This window comes from Saccharothrix obliqua, assembly GCF_019375475.1.
GTDB classification, from domain to species: Bacteria; Actinomycetota; Actinomycetes; order Mycobacteriales; family Pseudonocardiaceae; genus Actinosynnema; species Actinosynnema obliqua.
Window position 1 is genome coordinate 238,839 of sequence record NZ_JAHXGQ010000007.1, and the last position, 13,478, is coordinate 252,316.

General features: G+C 73.7%; 17 protein-coding genes. 4 read left to right on the forward strand and 13 right to left on the reverse strand.

The features are described 5' to 3' along the window. Positions 1-256: 256 nt before the first annotated feature. From trpA to KZQ38_RS22935, 5 genes are all read right to left on the reverse strand, one after another. The gene (gene trpA / locus KZQ38_RS22915; protein ID WP_219444337.1) at positions 257-1,042 is read right to left on the reverse strand and encodes a tryptophan synthase subunit alpha; all 786 of its coding nucleotides are present in this window, start codon (positions 1,040-1,042) and stop codon (positions 257-259) included. After that, a complete protein-coding gene (gene trpB, locus KZQ38_RS22920) occupies positions 1,039-2,262 on the reverse strand; it encodes a tryptophan synthase subunit beta (RefSeq protein WP_219444338.1) in 1,224 nt (407 codons plus the stop codon). The genes trpA and trpB overlap by 4 nt, the downstream gene beginning before the upstream one ends. 12 nt (positions 2,263-2,274) lie before the next feature. Then, positions 2,275-3,084: an indole-3-glycerol phosphate synthase TrpC gene (gene trpC, locus KZQ38_RS22925; protein ID WP_219444339.1), complete on the reverse strand. Its 810-nt coding sequence runs from the start codon at positions 3,082-3,084 to the stop codon at positions 2,275-2,277. Between the two features lie 187 nt (positions 3,085-3,271). Further along, on the reverse strand, positions 3,272-3,748 hold the full coding sequence (locus KZQ38_RS22930; RefSeq protein WP_219444340.1) for a Trp biosynthesis-associated membrane protein: 477 nt from the start codon (positions 3,746-3,748) through the stop codon (positions 3,272-3,274). Beyond that, entirely contained in the window at positions 3,741-5,282 is a 1,542-nt protein-coding gene (locus KZQ38_RS22935; RefSeq protein WP_219444341.1) for an anthranilate synthase component I, read from the reverse strand. Before KZQ38_RS22935 ends, KZQ38_RS22930 begins: the two co-directional genes overlap by 8 nt. Before the next feature lie 694 nt (positions 5,283-5,976). Here KZQ38_RS22935 and KZQ38_RS22940 point away from each other — a divergent pair. Then, positions 5,977-6,591: a TetR/AcrR family transcriptional regulator gene (locus KZQ38_RS22940; protein ID WP_219444343.1), complete on the forward strand. Its 615-nt coding sequence runs from the start codon at positions 5,977-5,979 to the stop codon at positions 6,589-6,591. A 3-nt stretch (positions 6,592-6,594) separates the two neighbouring features. Here KZQ38_RS22940 and hisI read toward each other — a convergent pair whose 3' ends face one another. The 3 genes from hisI to hisF are packed head-to-tail and all read right to left on the reverse strand — an operon-like array spanning position 6,595 to position 8,085. Beyond that, positions 6,595-6,945, reverse strand: a complete 351-nt coding sequence (hisI, locus tag KZQ38_RS22945) for a phosphoribosyl-AMP cyclohydrolase (protein WP_219444344.1) — start codon at positions 6,943-6,945, stop codon at positions 6,595-6,597. Beyond that, on the reverse strand, positions 6,942-7,310 hold the full coding sequence (locus KZQ38_RS22950; protein WP_219444346.1) for a hypothetical protein: 369 nt from the start codon (positions 7,308-7,310) through the stop codon (positions 6,942-6,944). The genes hisI and KZQ38_RS22950 overlap by 4 nt, the downstream gene beginning before the upstream one ends. A gap of 1 nt (position 7,311) precedes the next feature. Beyond that, positions 7,312-8,085, reverse strand: coding sequence for an imidazole glycerol phosphate synthase subunit HisF (gene hisF / locus KZQ38_RS22955; RefSeq protein WP_219444348.1), 774 nt, complete (start codon positions 8,083-8,085; stop codon positions 7,312-7,314). 97 nt (positions 8,086-8,182) lie between these two features. Between hisF and KZQ38_RS22960 the strand changes: the two genes are divergently transcribed. Both KZQ38_RS22960 and KZQ38_RS22965 read left to right on the forward strand, forming a co-directional pair. Next, positions 8,183-8,557, forward strand: a complete 375-nt coding sequence (locus KZQ38_RS22960) for a PPOX class F420-dependent oxidoreductase (RefSeq protein WP_219444350.1) — start codon at positions 8,183-8,185, stop codon at positions 8,555-8,557. A 32-nt stretch (positions 8,558-8,589) separates the two neighbouring features. Next, on the forward strand, positions 8,590-9,312 hold the full coding sequence (locus KZQ38_RS22965) for a Clp protease N-terminal domain-containing protein (protein WP_219444351.1): 723 nt from the start codon (positions 8,590-8,592) through the stop codon (positions 9,310-9,312). Here KZQ38_RS22965 and priA read toward each other — a convergent pair. From priA to KZQ38_RS22990, 5 genes are all read right to left on the reverse strand, one after another. Beyond that, positions 9,278-10,009 (reverse strand): bifunctional 1-(5-phosphoribosyl)-5-((5-phosphoribosylamino)methylideneamino)imidazole-4-carboxamide isomerase/phosphoribosylanthranilate isomerase PriA, encoded by a 732-nt coding sequence (priA, locus tag KZQ38_RS22970; protein ID WP_219444352.1) that lies wholly within the window; start codon positions 10,007-10,009, stop codon positions 9,278-9,280. The two genes, KZQ38_RS22965 and priA, sit on opposite strands and share 35 nt — an antisense overlap. A gap of 45 nt (positions 10,010-10,054) precedes the next feature. Next, a complete protein-coding gene (gene hisH, locus KZQ38_RS22975; protein WP_219444353.1) occupies positions 10,055-10,690 on the reverse strand; it encodes an imidazole glycerol phosphate synthase subunit HisH in 636 nt (211 codons plus the stop codon). Between the two features lie 9 nt (positions 10,691-10,699). Continuing rightward, positions 10,700-11,179, reverse strand: coding sequence for a hypothetical protein (locus KZQ38_RS22980; RefSeq protein WP_219444354.1), 480 nt, complete (start codon positions 11,177-11,179; stop codon positions 10,700-10,702). Between the two features lie 159 nt (positions 11,180-11,338). Next, the gene (locus KZQ38_RS22985; protein ID WP_219444661.1) at positions 11,339-12,220 is read right to left on the reverse strand and encodes a transketolase family protein; all 882 of its coding nucleotides are present in this window, start codon (positions 12,218-12,220) and stop codon (positions 11,339-11,341) included. An 18-nt stretch (positions 12,221-12,238) separates the two neighbouring features. After that, the gene (locus KZQ38_RS22990; protein ID WP_219444355.1) at positions 12,239-12,925 is read right to left on the reverse strand and encodes a thiamine pyrophosphate-binding protein; all 687 of its coding nucleotides are present in this window, start codon (positions 12,923-12,925) and stop codon (positions 12,239-12,241) included. Between the two features lie 71 nt (positions 12,926-12,996). Here KZQ38_RS22990 and soxR point away from each other — a divergent pair, with 71 nt between their 5' ends. Then, positions 12,997-13,440, forward strand: coding sequence for a redox-sensitive transcriptional activator SoxR (soxR, locus tag KZQ38_RS22995; protein WP_257902042.1), 444 nt, complete (start codon positions 12,997-12,999; stop codon positions 13,438-13,440). Positions 13,441-13,478 lie beyond the last annotated feature (38 nt).

Consider the following 13,478-nt stretch of genomic DNA (forward strand, 5'->3'; position numbering starts at 1 on the left):
CGCGCACAACGAGGCCGGGTTCGGGAACCGGGCGAGGGCCGGGCGCGGTGAGCCGGCTCCGCGGACCCGGGTGAAGCTCGCGCACGGCGAGGCCGGGTTCGGGGGCCGGGTGGAACCAGGCCGAGGCGGGCCGGTCGGGGGCAATCGCAGGTCGGGTGGGAGTCGGGTCGCGTCATGCGGCAAGTCTCCCGACCCGCACCGACAATTCCGGGGGTCGAGAGCGACCCCCGGACCCGGCTTCACCCGAACGTGTCGCTCAGGCCGGGGAGGGCACCTGGCGGACGCCTTCCGCCAGTTCGGTGGCCAGCGCGGCGACGGTGTCGGTCTCCACGGCCGTCACGAAGGCCGACCCGACGATGACACCGTCCGCGAACGCCGCCAGCTCCGCGGCCTGCGCGCCCGACCGCACGCCCAACCCCACCGCGACCGGCATGGTGGTGTGCTCCCGCACGCGGCGCACCAGCTCCGGCGCGGCGGACGAGACGACGTCGCGCGCGCCCGTCACGCCCATCACCGACGTCGCGTACAGGAAGCCCCGCGAAGAACGCGCGTTCAGGTCGATGCGCTCCTCCGTGGACGACGGCGCGACCAGGAAGATCCGGTCCAGGTCGTGCGCCTCGGACGCGGCCAGCCACTCCTCGGCCTCGTCGGGCACGAGGTCGGGCGTGATCAACCCCAGCCCGCCGGCCGCCGCGAGGTCGCGCGCGAACGCGTCCGCACCGTACTTGAGCACCGGGTTCCAGTAGGTCATCACGACGGCACGCCCACCGGCCGCCGCGACCGACTCGACGATGCCGAACAGGTCGCGCACCCGGAAGCCCTCGCGCAGCGCGCGCTCCGACGCCCGCTGGATGGTGGGGCCGTCCATCACCGGGTCGGAGTACGGCAGGCCGACCTCGACCACGTCGCAACCCGAACCGACCATGGCCCGCAGCACGTCCTTGGACCCGTCCACCGTGGGGTACCCGGCGGGCAGGTAGCCGATCAGCGCCGCCCGCGACTCCGCGCGGCACGCCTCGAACACCCCGGCAAGCCTGCTCATGACTCCACTCCCAGCCCGAACCACTTGATCGCGGTGTCCATGTCCTTGTCGCCGCGGCCGGACAGGTTCACCACGATCAACCCGTCCGGGCCGAGTTCGCGGCCCAGCACGAGCGCGCCGGCCAGCGCGTGCGACGACTCGATGGCCGGGATGATGCCCTCGGTGCGCGAGAGCAGCGCGAACGCCTCCATCGCCTCCGCGTCGGTGACCGGGCGGTACTCGGCGCGCCCGGTGTCCTTGAGGTGGGCGTGCTCCGGGCCGACGCCCGGGTAGTCCAGGCCCGCCGAGATCGAGTGGGCCTCGCGGATCTGCCCGTCCTCGTCCTGCATCACGTACGACATGGCGCCGTGCAGCGATCCGGGCGTGCCGACGGTGAGCGTGGCGCCGTGGCGGTCCGTGTCGATGCCGTCACCGCCGGGCTCCAGGCCGACCAGCCGCACGGACGGGTCGTCGATGAAGCCGTGGAAGATGCCGATGGCGTTGGAGCCGCCGCCGACGCACGCCGCGACCACGTCCGGCAGCCGCCCGGCCTGCTCCAGGACCTGCGCGCGGGCCTCGATGCCGATCACCCGGTGGAAGTCGCGCACCAGCACGGGGAACGGGTGCGGACCCGCCGCCGTGCCGAGCAGGTAGTGGGTGTCGTCGACGTTGGCCACCCAGTCGCGCAGGGCCTCGTTGATCGCGTCCTTGAGGGTGCGCGAACCCGTCTTGACCGGGATGACCTCGGCGCCGAGCAGCCGCATCCGGGCCACGTTGAGCGCCTGCCGCTCGGTGTCGACCTCGCCCATGTAGATGACGCAGTCCAGGCCCATCAGCGCGCACGCGGTGGCCGTGGCGACGCCGTGCTGGCCCGCGCCGGTCTCCGCGATGACGCGCTTCTTGCCCATCCGCTTGGTGAGCAGCGCCTGGCCCAGCACGTTGTTGATCTTGTGCGAGCCGGTGTGGTTCAGGTCCTCCCGCTTGAGGAAGATCCGCGCCCCACCGGCGTGCGCGGCGAACTTCGGGGCTTCCGTGAGCAGCGACGGCCGCCCCGCGTAGTCGCGCAGCAGCCGGAAGAACTCGTCGAGGAACTCGGGGTCGATCCGCGCCTTCTCGTAGAAGGCCGCCAGCTCGTCCACCGCCGCGATGAGCGCTTCGGGCATGTACCGGCCACCCCACGGCCCGAAGTGGCCCCGGTCGTCGGGGTCGTGGGGCGTCGGTGCCAGTTGGCCGCGCGACATGCGTTTGCTCCCTTACCGGCTGGGCCGGGGACACGCGGGGTGCGATCCCGCCGTCACCAGCTTGTTCACCGCGACCTTGGGGTCGCCGCTCGTCACGAGTGATTCGCCGACCAGCACCGCGTCGGCGCCCGCGCCCGCGTAGGCCATCAGGTCGCCCGGCCCGGTCACGCCGGACTCGGCGATCTTGATGGTCTCGAAGGGCAGGCCGGGCGCGATCCGCCCGAACACGTCCTTGTCCACTTCCAGCGTGTGCAGGTTGCGCGCGTTGACGCCGATGACGCTCGCGCCCGCCTCCAGCGCCCGGTCGGCCTCCTCGGCCGTGTGCACCTCGACCAGCGCCGTCATGCCGAGCGATTCGACCCGGTCCAGCAACGACACCAGCGCGTTCTGCTCCAGCGCCGCCACGATCAGCAGCACCAGGTCCGCCCCGTGCAGGCGCGCCTCGTGCACCTGGTACGGGCTGACGATGAAGTCCTTGCGCAGCAACGGGACCCCGACCGCGGCGCGCACCGCGTCGAAATCCGCCAGCGACCCGCCGAACCGGCGCTGCTCGGTCAGCACGCTGATCGCCCGCGCGCCACCCGCCTCGTACCGCGCCGCGAGGTCCGCGGGCTCCGGGATCTCCGCCAACGCGCCCTTGGACGGGCTGCGCCGCTTGACCTCCGCGATCACGCCCACACCCGGCGACCGCAGCACCGACATCACGTCCTGCGGCGGCGCGACCTTCGCCGCCCGCTCCCTGAGCACGTCGAAGGGCAGTGCCGCCTCGCGCGCGGCGAGGTCCTCGCGGACCCCCTCGATGATCGACTCCAGCACGGTCATCCGAGCACCTCGCCCGTGTCCGTCAGGCCATCCGTTCCGCTCGCCAGCTCCCGCACGTCATGCTCCCCTTCCCGCCACGAGGATGCTAACCCCGGACGGCGCACCGTCCGGCCACCGGGTCGTCCCGTTCACGCAGATGACCGGGGTTCCGCCGAGTCGACGTGCGCGAACGTGCGGCCGCGCCGGGTCAGTCCCGACCCGTCGGGTCGTCGCCGCGCTCCAGCGCGTTCCACAGCTCCCGATCGGGATCCGCGCTCCGCTTGGCCGCACCCGGTGTCTGGTAGCCGCCGCCCAGTCGCGGCATCGCCGATCCCCTCATCACCAGGACAACGCCGGCGACGACCACCAGCATTCCGGCCAGGCAGGCGAAACCACGTCCCAGCAGCTCACCCGGGCCGTTCACGCCGAGCCACGCGGCCGTGCCGCCGGTCGCGACGACCACGACGCCCAGCACGCGCCGCACCCAGCCGCCGAGCGCGACCACGGGCGCGACCTCGGCCAGGCACAGCAGCGCCATCGGCACCAGGGCGGGCACGACGACCTCGCCCCGGCGGTCCGCCGCGGCGTCCCAGACCAGGAGCGAGGAGCACCACAGCGCCGCCGCGCCGAGCACGAGCAGCAGCACGACCGTCCACAGTGGACGCTTCGACGGGCGGTCAGACACGGGCCGGGTCCACCGCCGGTGCCATCGTCTGGGCGGTCGCGATCGCCGACAGCACCGCGCCCGCCTTGTTCAGGCACTCGTTGTCCTCGGCCACCGGGTCGGAGTCCGCCACGATGCCGCCACCCGCCTGGACGTACGCCACGCCGTCACGCACCAGGGCGGTGCGGATGGCGATGGCGGTGTCCGCGTCGCCCGCGAAGTCCAGGTAGCCCACGACACCGCCGTACAGGCCGCGCCGGGTCGGCTCCAGCTCCTCGATCAGCTCCATGGCGCGTGGCTTCGGCGCGCCGGAGAGCGTGCCCGCCGGGAAGCAGGCGGCGACCGCGTCGAACGCGGTGCGCCCCTCCGCCAGCTCGCCGCTGACCGTGGAGACGATGTGCATGACGTGGCTGTACCGCTCCACCTTGAAGAAGTCGACCACCGTCACCGAGCCCGGCTTGCACACCCGGCCCAGGTCGTTGCGGCCCAGGTCGACCAGCATCAGGTGCTCGGCGCGCTCCTTGTGGTCGGCCAGCAGGTCCTTCTCCAGCAGCGCGTCCTCCTCCTCGTCCACGCCGCGCCACCGCGTGCCCGCGATCGGGTGCGTGGTGGCCTTGCCGTCGCGCACCGTGACCAGGGACTCGGGGCTGCACCCGACGACGTCGAAGTCGTCCAGCCGCAGCAGGTACATGTACGGGCTGGGGTTGGAGGTGCGCAGCACCCGGTAGATGTCGAGGGCGTCCGCGGTGGTCCGCATCTCGAACCGCTGCGACAGCACCACCTGGAACGCCTCGCCCGCGCGGATGGCCTCCTTCGCCTTCTCCACCACCGCGTAGTGCTCCTGCTGCGAGCGGCGGCGGGTGAACTCCGGCTTGGGGCGGGAGAACACGGCGGTCGTGGGCGGCGCGGAACTCTGGAGGTCCTGGGTCATCCGGTCCAGGCGGGCCACCGCGTCGTCGTAGGCGGCGTCCACGCGTCCCGGCGAGTCGTCCCAGTTGATCGCGTTGGCGATGAGCGTGACGGTGCCCTCGTGGTGGTCGAGCGCCGCGAGGTCCGTGGCCAGGAGCATGACCAGCTCGGGGATCTTGAGGTCGTCCTCGGCGAGGTTCGGCAGCTTCTCCAGGCGGCGCACGGCGTCGTAGCCGATGTAGCCGACCATGCCGCCGGTCAGCGGCGGGAGGCCCGGCAGCGGGTCGGTGCGCAGGACCTCGATCGTCTCGCGCAGGGCCACCAGCGGGTCGCCGCCCTCCGGCAGGCCCACCGGGCGCGGGCCGAGCCAGAACGCCTCGCCGCCGGTCGCGGTGAGCGCGCCCGCCGAGCGCGCGCCGACGAACGACCAGCGCGACCACGAGCGGCCGTTCTCGGCGGACTCGAACAGGAACGTGCCGGGGCGGTCCGCCGCGAGCTTGCGGTAGAGCCCGACGGGCGTCTCCCCGTCCGCGAGCAGCCTGCGCACCACCGGGATGACCCTGCGCTGCGCGGCGAGTTCGCGGAACTCCTCGCGCGTCGGGCTGACCTCGCCCAGACCCGCTCCTGCACCGATGACGCTCACCATGGGCGTCATTGTGCCGTGTGCCTCGGCGCACGTCCCGGATGAGGGCTTCCGGGCCGCCTGCGGGGTCATCGGGGGCCGCCGTTCGGCTCACGGTTCCCGGGTCGGTTGGCGGGGTGTGGCCCGGGTTGGGGGTGTCCGGTGGGGGCGCTCAGCGGGCGGGGCGGGCGCGGCAGGGCAGGGCGGGACGGCGGGAGGGCACGGCGCGGTGCGGAGGGCGGGGAGGGCGCGACGGGGCAGGGCAGGGTCGGGGCGGCGGGAGGGGACGGCGCGGGGCGGCGGGCGCGGCGCGGAGGGCACGCGGGGCGGGGTCTGGACGGCGGGCGAGGCAGGCGCGGGGCGGCAGAGGCGGGGCGGGGGCCGCGCGGCGGCAACGGTGGGTGTGCGAGGCGAGGGCGGGGCACAGAGCGCGGGACGTGCGGCAATGGCGGGTGCGGGAACTCCGGCACCGCACCGGCGCGGCGGGTGGGTTGCCGTTTTTCGAGGTCGGGGGTGGCCTCCGGCCCCCGGTTCCATTATCCCACTCGACACCGACAATGTGACGCTGCGTGTGCAGCCGCACGGCCGGAGGCGGAGAAGTGGTGGCGGTGGGTGTTCGGGGCGTGTGAGGCTGGCGAGCGGGGCCGCGGCCGGTGGGGGCGGGCACTTTATTTCAGCGCGCGTTGAAAAAAGGGCTGACGTGACACATCATGGTGGCGTGAACGAAGGCACGCGACAGGCCGAGCCCAAGCGCCGGGGACGGCGCGCCGGGGGCGAGGACACCAAGGCCGCACTGCTGGCGGCGGCGCGGGAGGTGTTCGTCGAGCGGGGTTACGAGGGTGCCACGGTGCGCTCCATCGCGGCTCGCGCGGGGGTCGACCCGGCGATGGTCAACCACTGGTTCGGCGGCAAGGAGGGGCTGTTCGTCAAGGCCGTCCTCCAGCTCCCGATCGACCCGGACACCCTGGTGGAACGGCTCCTCGACGGGCCGCCCGAGCAGCTCGGCGAGCGGATCGTCCGGAACTTCATCGGGGTCTGGGACGCGACCGGCGGCGGGCAGTTCGCGGCGCTCGTGCGCAGCGTCACGGCGCACGAGCAGGTCGCCGGCGCGCTGCACGAGTTCATCGTGCGGACGGTGCTGCACCGGGTCGTCGCGACCGTCACCAACGACCGGCCCGAGCTGCGCGCCACGCTCGCCGCGAGCCAGATCGTGGGCATGGGCATGGTCCGCTACGTGCTCGCCTTCGAACCGCTGGCGAGCACGGACGTGGACACCATGGTCAAGGCCGTCGCGCCGAACCTCCAGCGCTACCTCACCGGCGACATCGGCTGACCCTCACTCCGACGCCAGCAGCAGGTCCGCGTCGAAGCACGTCCGGTCGCCGGTGTGGCACGCCCCGCCCACCTGGTCCACGACCAGCAGCAGGGTGTCGCCGTCGCAGTCCAGCCGCACCTCGTGCACGTACTGGGTGTGCCCGGACGTCTCGCCCTTCACCCACAGCTGCTGCCGGCTGCGCGAGTAGTACGTGGCGCGCCGCGTGGTCAGCGTGCGGTGCAACGCCTCGTCGTCCATCCACGCCACCATCAGCACCTCGTTGGTGCCGCGCTGCTGCGCCACCGCGCACACCAAGCCGTCCGCGGTGCGCTTGAGCCGGGCGGCGATCGCGGGGTCCAGCGCGCCGGTCACCGCGGCGCCCCGAAGTACAGGCGGGCGGGACGGGTGTTGAGCACCACCACGCCGAACACGTGCCCCGCGGACAACACGCCCGCCACGACCCGCACCCACACCGGCCCCTGGTTGAGCACGGCCAGCAGGTGCACCAGGGCGACCACGCCGTACACGACGGCGGTGGTGAGGCGGGCGGGCCGCAGGCGCGCCAGCAGGCCCGCCACCGCGAGCAGCTCCAGCACCAGGACGATCAGCGGGAACTTGACCCACGCCCCGTCACCGTCGCCCTGCCAGCGCAGGAGACCCTCCGCCAGGAACAGCAAACCGCCTGCGGCTCCCACCAGGATCGCGAGCCGGACTTCCACCGGCGCTTCACGCAGCACGTCAGCGAACCTCCACGCCCGCTTCGCGCAGGCCCTTCTTCACCTCGGCGATGCGCAGCTCCCCGAAGTGGAACACGCTCGCCGCCAACACGGCGTCCGCACCCGCGTCCACGGCGGGCGGGAAGTGGTCGACCCGGCCCGCGCCGCCGCTGGCGATCAGCGGCACGTCCACCACCGCGCGCACCAGCCGGATCAGCTCCAGGTCGAACCCGTTCTTGGTGCCGTCGGCGTCCATCGAGTTCAGCAGGATCTCGCCGACGCCCAGCTCCTGGCCGCGGGCGGCCCACTCGACGGCGTCGATGCCGGTGCCGCGCCGCCCGCCGTGGGTGGTCACCTCGAACCCGGACGGCGTCGGCCGCTCGCCCCCGGGCACGCGCCGGGCGTCCACGGACAGCACGACGCACTGCGCGCCGAACCGCCGCGACAGCTCGCCGAGCAGTTCCGGGCGGGCGATGGCGGCCGTGTTCACGCTCACCTTGTCCGCGCCCGCGCGCAGCAGCTTGTCCACGTCGTCCGGCGTCCGCACGCCACCGCCCACGGTGAGCGGGATGAACACCTGCTCGGCGGTGCGCCGCACCACGTCGAACGTCGTCTCCCGCTCGGCCGACGACGCCGTCACGTCCAGGAAGGTCAGCTCGTCGGCGCCCTCGGCGTCGTAGGCGCGGGCCAGTTCGACCGGGTCGCCCGCGTCCACCAGGTCGGTGAAGTTGACGCCCTTCACCACCCGCCCCCGGTCGACGTCCAGGCATGGGATCACGCGCACCGCGACTGACATGGGCGAAAGCCTACGGGTGCGGCCGACGGCGAACCGCGTCGCCCGCCGGTGTGGCGCGCGAGGCGCGGGACACCGGCCGGTGGGTTAGCGTGCGCCGGTGAGCCTCGGCGACGACAAGTACCTGCTGCTGACGACCTTCCGCAAGAGCGGCGTGCCGGTGCCGACGCCGGTGTGGGCGGTGCGGCGGGGCACGTCGGTCTACGTCTGGTCGGCGGCTCAGGCGGGCAAGGTCAAGCGCATCCGCAACAACCCGGCGGTGACGGTCGCGCCGTGCGACGTGCGCGGCAACCCGACCGGACCCCCCACGTCCGCACGCGCCACCGTGCTGGACGACCGGGGCAGCGCCGAGGTGCGTGCCCTGATCGCCCGCGAGTACGGCCTGGTCGGTCGGCTGACGCTGCTCGGCAGCGCGTTGCGCCGGGGCAGGCGCGGCACGGTGGGCATCGAGATCGTGCCGTCAACCGGCGGTTGACCCCGCCCACAGCGTCAACCTAGAGTTGACGGATGGTCATCGCGCCGGTGCAGCTCACCGACCTGATCGTCACCGTCGCCCAGGAGCACGCCGACGCGCTGGGCCGCCTCACCGCGGCCGTCGAGCTGAGCGGGCAGCTGGACGAACTCGGCGACCACCTCATCGGGCACTTCGTGGACGAGGCCCGCCGCTCGGGCGCGAGCTGGACCGAGATCGGCGAGAGCATCGGCGTCACCAAGCAGGCCGCGCAGAAGCGGTTCGTGCCCAAGGAGTCGCCGGACCTCAAGCCCAGCTTCGACCGCTACACCGACCGGGCGCGGCGGGTGGTCGTGCTGGCCCGCCACCACGCCCGGTTCAGCGAGCGGATCGGGACCGAGCACCTGCTGCTCGGCCTGATGGACGAGTCGGGCGGCGTCGGCGCGAAGGCCATCGCGAAGCTGGAGGGCGCGGAGGGCACCACGCGCCTGGCGACGCTCAACGCGCTCGACCGGACCAGCCGCGAACGCCCGCCGAACCAGCCGTTCACCGCGCACTGCAAGAAGGCGCTGGAACTCACCGTCCGCGAGGCGCTCCGGCTCGGGCACACGTTCGTCGGCACGGAGCACCTGCTCCTCGGGCTGCTCAGCGTCGAGGAGTGCACCGCGGCCGAGGTCATGGCCACGACGGGCATCACCAAGGCCGCGGCGGAGAGCTACGTCGTCGCGGAGTTCACCAAGGCGATCACCGCACCGCGGCAAGCGCCTCCGGGAGGGTGAACGCGCCCGCGTACAGGGCCTTGCCGATGATCGCGCCCTCCACGCCGTCGCGGCCCAGCGCGGCCAGCGCCACCAGGTCGTCCACACTGGACACCCCGCCGGAGGCGATGACCGGCGCGTCGGTGCGCGCGCAGACCTCGCGCAGCAGCGCGGTGTTCGGACCCTGGAGCGTGCCGTCCTTGCCGACGTCGGTCACCACGTAGCGGGCGCACCCGTCGCGGTCGAGCCGGTCGAGCACCTCCCACAGGTCGCCGCCGTCCCGGGTCCAGCCGCGCGCGGCCAGCCGGTGGCCCTCGGGCGTGATCCGCACGTCCAGGCCGACCGCGATCCGGTCGCCGTGCTCGGCGATGGCCTTGGCGCACCACACCGGGTCCTCCAGCGCGGCGGTGCCCAGGTTGACCCGGGCGCACCCGGTGGCCAGGGCGGCGGCGAGCGACGCGTCGTCCCGGATGCCGCCGGACAGCTCGACCTCGACGTCCAGCTCGCCCACCACGCGCTCGATCAGCTCGCGGTTGTTCCCGCGGCCGAACGCGGCGTCGAGGTCGACCAGGTGCACCCACTCCGCACCCGCGCGCTGCCAGGCGTGCGCGGCGTCCACCGGGGAGCCGTAGGAGGTCTCGGTGCCGGCTTCGCCCTGCACGAGTCGGACGGCCTGGCCGTCGGCCACGTCGACGGCCGGAAGCAGCGTGAAAGTCACGCCGAACAGCCTAGTTGCCGCTGGTCCGAACCCGCCGGGCACCCGTCACCGGAACGTGCCGAGCCAGTTCTCCAGCAGGTGCGCGCCCGCGTCGCCGGACTTCTCCGGGTGGAACTGGGTCGCCCACAGCGGTCCGTTCTCGACGGCCGCCACGAACTCGTCACCGCCGTGCTCGGACCACGTCACCAACGGCGGGCGGATCACGTCGGAGGGCTCCAGCTCCCACCGCCGCACGCCGTAGGAGTGGACGAAGTAGAACCGGGTGTCCGGGTCGAGGCCCGCGAACAGCCGCGTGCCCTCGGGCGCGCGGACCGTGTTCCAGCCCATGTGCGGCACCACGGGCGCGTCCAACCGCTCCACGGTGCCCGGCCACTCGCCGCAGCCCTCGGTGCGCACGCCGTGCTCGATGCCGCGGTCGAACAGGATCTGCATCCCGACGCAGATGCCGAGCACGGGACGGCCGCCGGCCAGGCGCTCGCCGATGATCCGCCCGCCCTTGACCTCGTTCAGCCCCGCCATGCACGCCGCGTACGCGCCGACGCCCGGCACGACCAGCCCGTCCGCGGCCAGCGCCGCCCGGTGGTCCGACGTCACCTCGACGGACGCGCCGACCCGCCGCAGGGCGCGTTCGGCGGAGCGGAGGTTGCCGGATCCGTAGTCCAGTACGACGACTCGTGCCACCCCACCAGGCTAGGCCAACGGCGCGCCGCCCTGCGTCACCGGTACCACCGGCAGCACCGTGTTGATCGCCAGGCCCGCCCGGTCGGGCAGCGCGGTGATCCACGTGTCGGCCCGGCCCTCGTCGACCAGCACGCGCACCTCGGCGACGTCGGCGGGCACCTCGGGCTCGCCCTCGACCGCGCCCAACCGCCACCACCGCAGCGCACCCACCAGGCGGCGGGCCGCGCCGGTGTACCCGGCGGCCGTCCCGTCCGCCCACACCGCGCCACGCGCGTCCCAGCGCACCAGCAACCCCGACCCGCCGACCGCGCGCACCCGCTCGGCGAACCGCCGGGCCGCCGGGAACCCGATCTCCCGGCGGGGCAGCAGCACCGTGCCCGAGGCGACCGGGACCAGGGCGGCCGGCCCGGCTTCGGCGCGGTGCAGCGCCAGTTGCAGTTCGGCGGTCGGCGCGTGTGTCCAGATCAGGGTTCTCGGCGGCACGCTCACGACCGCAGATCATGCCGCAGACCGCCGCGCAGCCGACGAACAGGCAGCCCCACGCGGCCCGCTCGACGCGCCGGCGACCCCCTTGGCACGACGGCGGATGCGGCGGGCGGGTGGGGCGACCGGCATCCCCGACCGGCCGCCCCGCCCCCGGATCGGCGGTCAGGTCGCCGGGTGGTCGAACAGGCGGCGCACGGCCGCCGCGATGCCGAGCACGTCCAGGTCGTGCGCGGAATCGTGGTCCTCGACCGTGCCGTACGCGCGCAGTTCCGCCGCGCGCCGCACGCCCATCGCCCGCAGCCGGTGCGGCACGGCGCACAGCGCCTCGGCGACGGCGTGCGCGGAGGTGCCCTCCAGGTACGGCTCCACCAGCAGCACGTCCGGCCGCGACGCCGCGACCGCCGCTTGCAGCCCGGCGGCGTCGAACGGGCGCACGGTCGTCGCGTACAGCACCGTCACGTCCGCGTCCCGGGTCGCCGCCAGCACCGGGTCCAGCATCGGCCCGACCGCGACCACCACGCCCCGCCCGCCGCGCCGCACCTCGGTGAACCCCTCGACCACCGGGTGCGGCGCGGCGTTCTCCCGCAGGGAGAGCCGGATGTAGACGCGGTCGTCACCGGCCAGCGCCGCGCGCACCACCGGGCCGACCTCGGCGGGGTGCCCCGGCACGTGCACCCGCCAGCCGGGCAGCGTGTCGATCAGCGCGACGTCGCCGGGCGCCTGGTGGGTGCGGCCCCACACCGGGTCGTCGTAGGACCCGCCGATGCTGACCAGCACGCCGCCCACGTCCTGGTGCCCGAAGTCCAGCTTGATCTGCTCGAACGGCCGTTCCACCAGGAACGGCGCGTAGCTGTGCACGACGGGCCGCAGCCCGCTCAGCGCGAGCCCGCCGCCGACGCCCACCATCGCCTGCTCGCGGATGCCCACGTTGATCACGCGCGGGTGCTCGCCGAAGACGTCCCGCGAGATCTCCGCCAGCACCACGACGACCCGCGGGTCCTCGGCCATGGCCTCCCGCACGGTGTCCGCGAACACCTGCCGCATCGATTCGCCCACGACCGCCTACCTCTTCCCGACCCGTGCGACGACCACCATCGGCCGTCCCGGGTGCGCCTCGGTGAACGCGCCGTGCAACGCGTCCTGATCCCTGCCGTCCACAGTGGACGCCTGCCAGCCCTCCACCGCGAACCGCCGGTCGACGCCGCCGGGCCAGCCGTGCGTGCCGGACTCGTTGTCCACCACCACGACCGTGAGGTTGTCCAGGCTCAGGCGACCGGCCAGCGCGATCGCCTCGTGGTTGCTGCCCTCGTCCAGCTCCGCGTCGCCGACCAGCACCACGACCCGCGCCGACCGCCCCTGGATGCGCAGGCCCATCGCCAGGCCGACGCCGATCGGCAGGCCGTGGCCCAGCGAGCCGCTGGAGATCTCGACGCCCGGCACCAGCACCCGGTCCGGGTGCTGCCCGAGCGGGGAGTCCCAGTGCGTCCAGTTGTCCAGCGTCGACGGGTCGATGAACCCCTTCGCGGCGAGCACCGCGTAGTACGCCATCGGCCCGTGCCCCTTGGACAGCAGGAACCGGTCCCGGTCGGGGTCGTCCAGCCGGTCCGGCGACACGTTCAGCACCCGGTCGTAGAGCACCCACAGCACGTGCAGCGTGGACGCCGCCGCCCACTCGTGCTTCTCGTCACCGCTCATCCGCTCGAACAACGCGGGTATGCCCGCGAAGCCCGCACCGCTCGCAACCGCCATGCGACCATCCGACAACCTCGACTATGGTCGAGGTCAAGGCTTAGGATGCACCGGTGAGCAAGCTGCCGGACATGTTGACCATCGGCCAGGTCGCCGAGCGCAGCGGGGTGCCCCACACCGCGCTGCGGTTCTACGAGGAGCGGGGCCTGATCGGGTCCGAGCGCACGACGGGCAACCAGCGCCGCTACGCGCGGTCGGTGCTGCGCCGCCTCGCGTTCATCCGCACGGCCCAGCGGGTCGGGTTGAGCCTGGAGGACGTGCACGCCGCGCTGGCGACCCTCCCGGACAACCGGACGCCGACGAAATCGGACTGGAGCAGGCTGTCCGCGTCGTGGCAGACCGAGCTGGACGCCCGCATCGACGCCCTGGTGCGGTTGCGCGACCGGCTGACCTCGTGCATCGGCTGCGGCTGCCTGTCGCTGCGCAGCTGCACGCTGCACAACTTCGAGGACGAGCAGGCCGCCGACGGTCCGGGCGCGCCGAAGCTCAAGCCCGCCTGCGAGGGCGGCACCTGATCACGCGGAAACCCGCTTCCCCGGCGCGTCCGGACCGT

Excerpts from the sequence above, each read along its gene's own strand:
- soxR (WP_257902042.1), top strand. The coding sequence starts at position 12,997 with ATGTTGACCATCGGCCAGGTCGCCGAGCGCAGCGGGGTGCCCCACACC.
- trpC (WP_219444339.1), bottom strand. The coding sequence starts at position 3,084 with ATGACCGTGCTGGAGTCGATCATCGAGGGGGTCCGCGAGGACCTCGCC.
- KZQ38_RS22935 (WP_219444341.1), bottom strand. The coding sequence starts at position 5,282 with ATGGTGAGCGTCATCGGTGCAGGAGCGGGTCTGGGCGAGGTCAGCCCG.
- KZQ38_RS22965 (WP_219444351.1), top strand. The coding sequence starts at position 8,590 with ATGGTCATCGCGCCGGTGCAGCTCACCGACCTGATCGTCACCGTCGCC.
- hisF (WP_219444348.1), bottom strand. The coding sequence starts at position 8,085 with ATGTCAGTCGCGGTGCGCGTGATCCCATGCCTGGACGTCGACCGGGGG.
- trpB (WP_219444338.1), bottom strand. The coding sequence starts at position 2,262 with ATGTCGCGCGGCCAACTGGCACCGACGCCCCACGACCCCGACGACCGG.
- trpA (WP_219444337.1), bottom strand. The coding sequence starts at position 1,042 with ATGAGCAGGCTTGCCGGGGTGTTCGAGGCGTGCCGCGCGGAGTCGCGG.
- KZQ38_RS22990 (WP_219444355.1), bottom strand. The coding sequence starts at position 12,925 with ATGGCGGTTGCGAGCGGTGCGGGCTTCGCGGGCATACCCGCGTTGTTC.
- KZQ38_RS22985 (WP_219444661.1), bottom strand. The coding sequence starts at position 12,220 with ATGCGGCAGGTGTTCGCGGACACCGTGCGGGAGGCCATGGCCGAGGAC.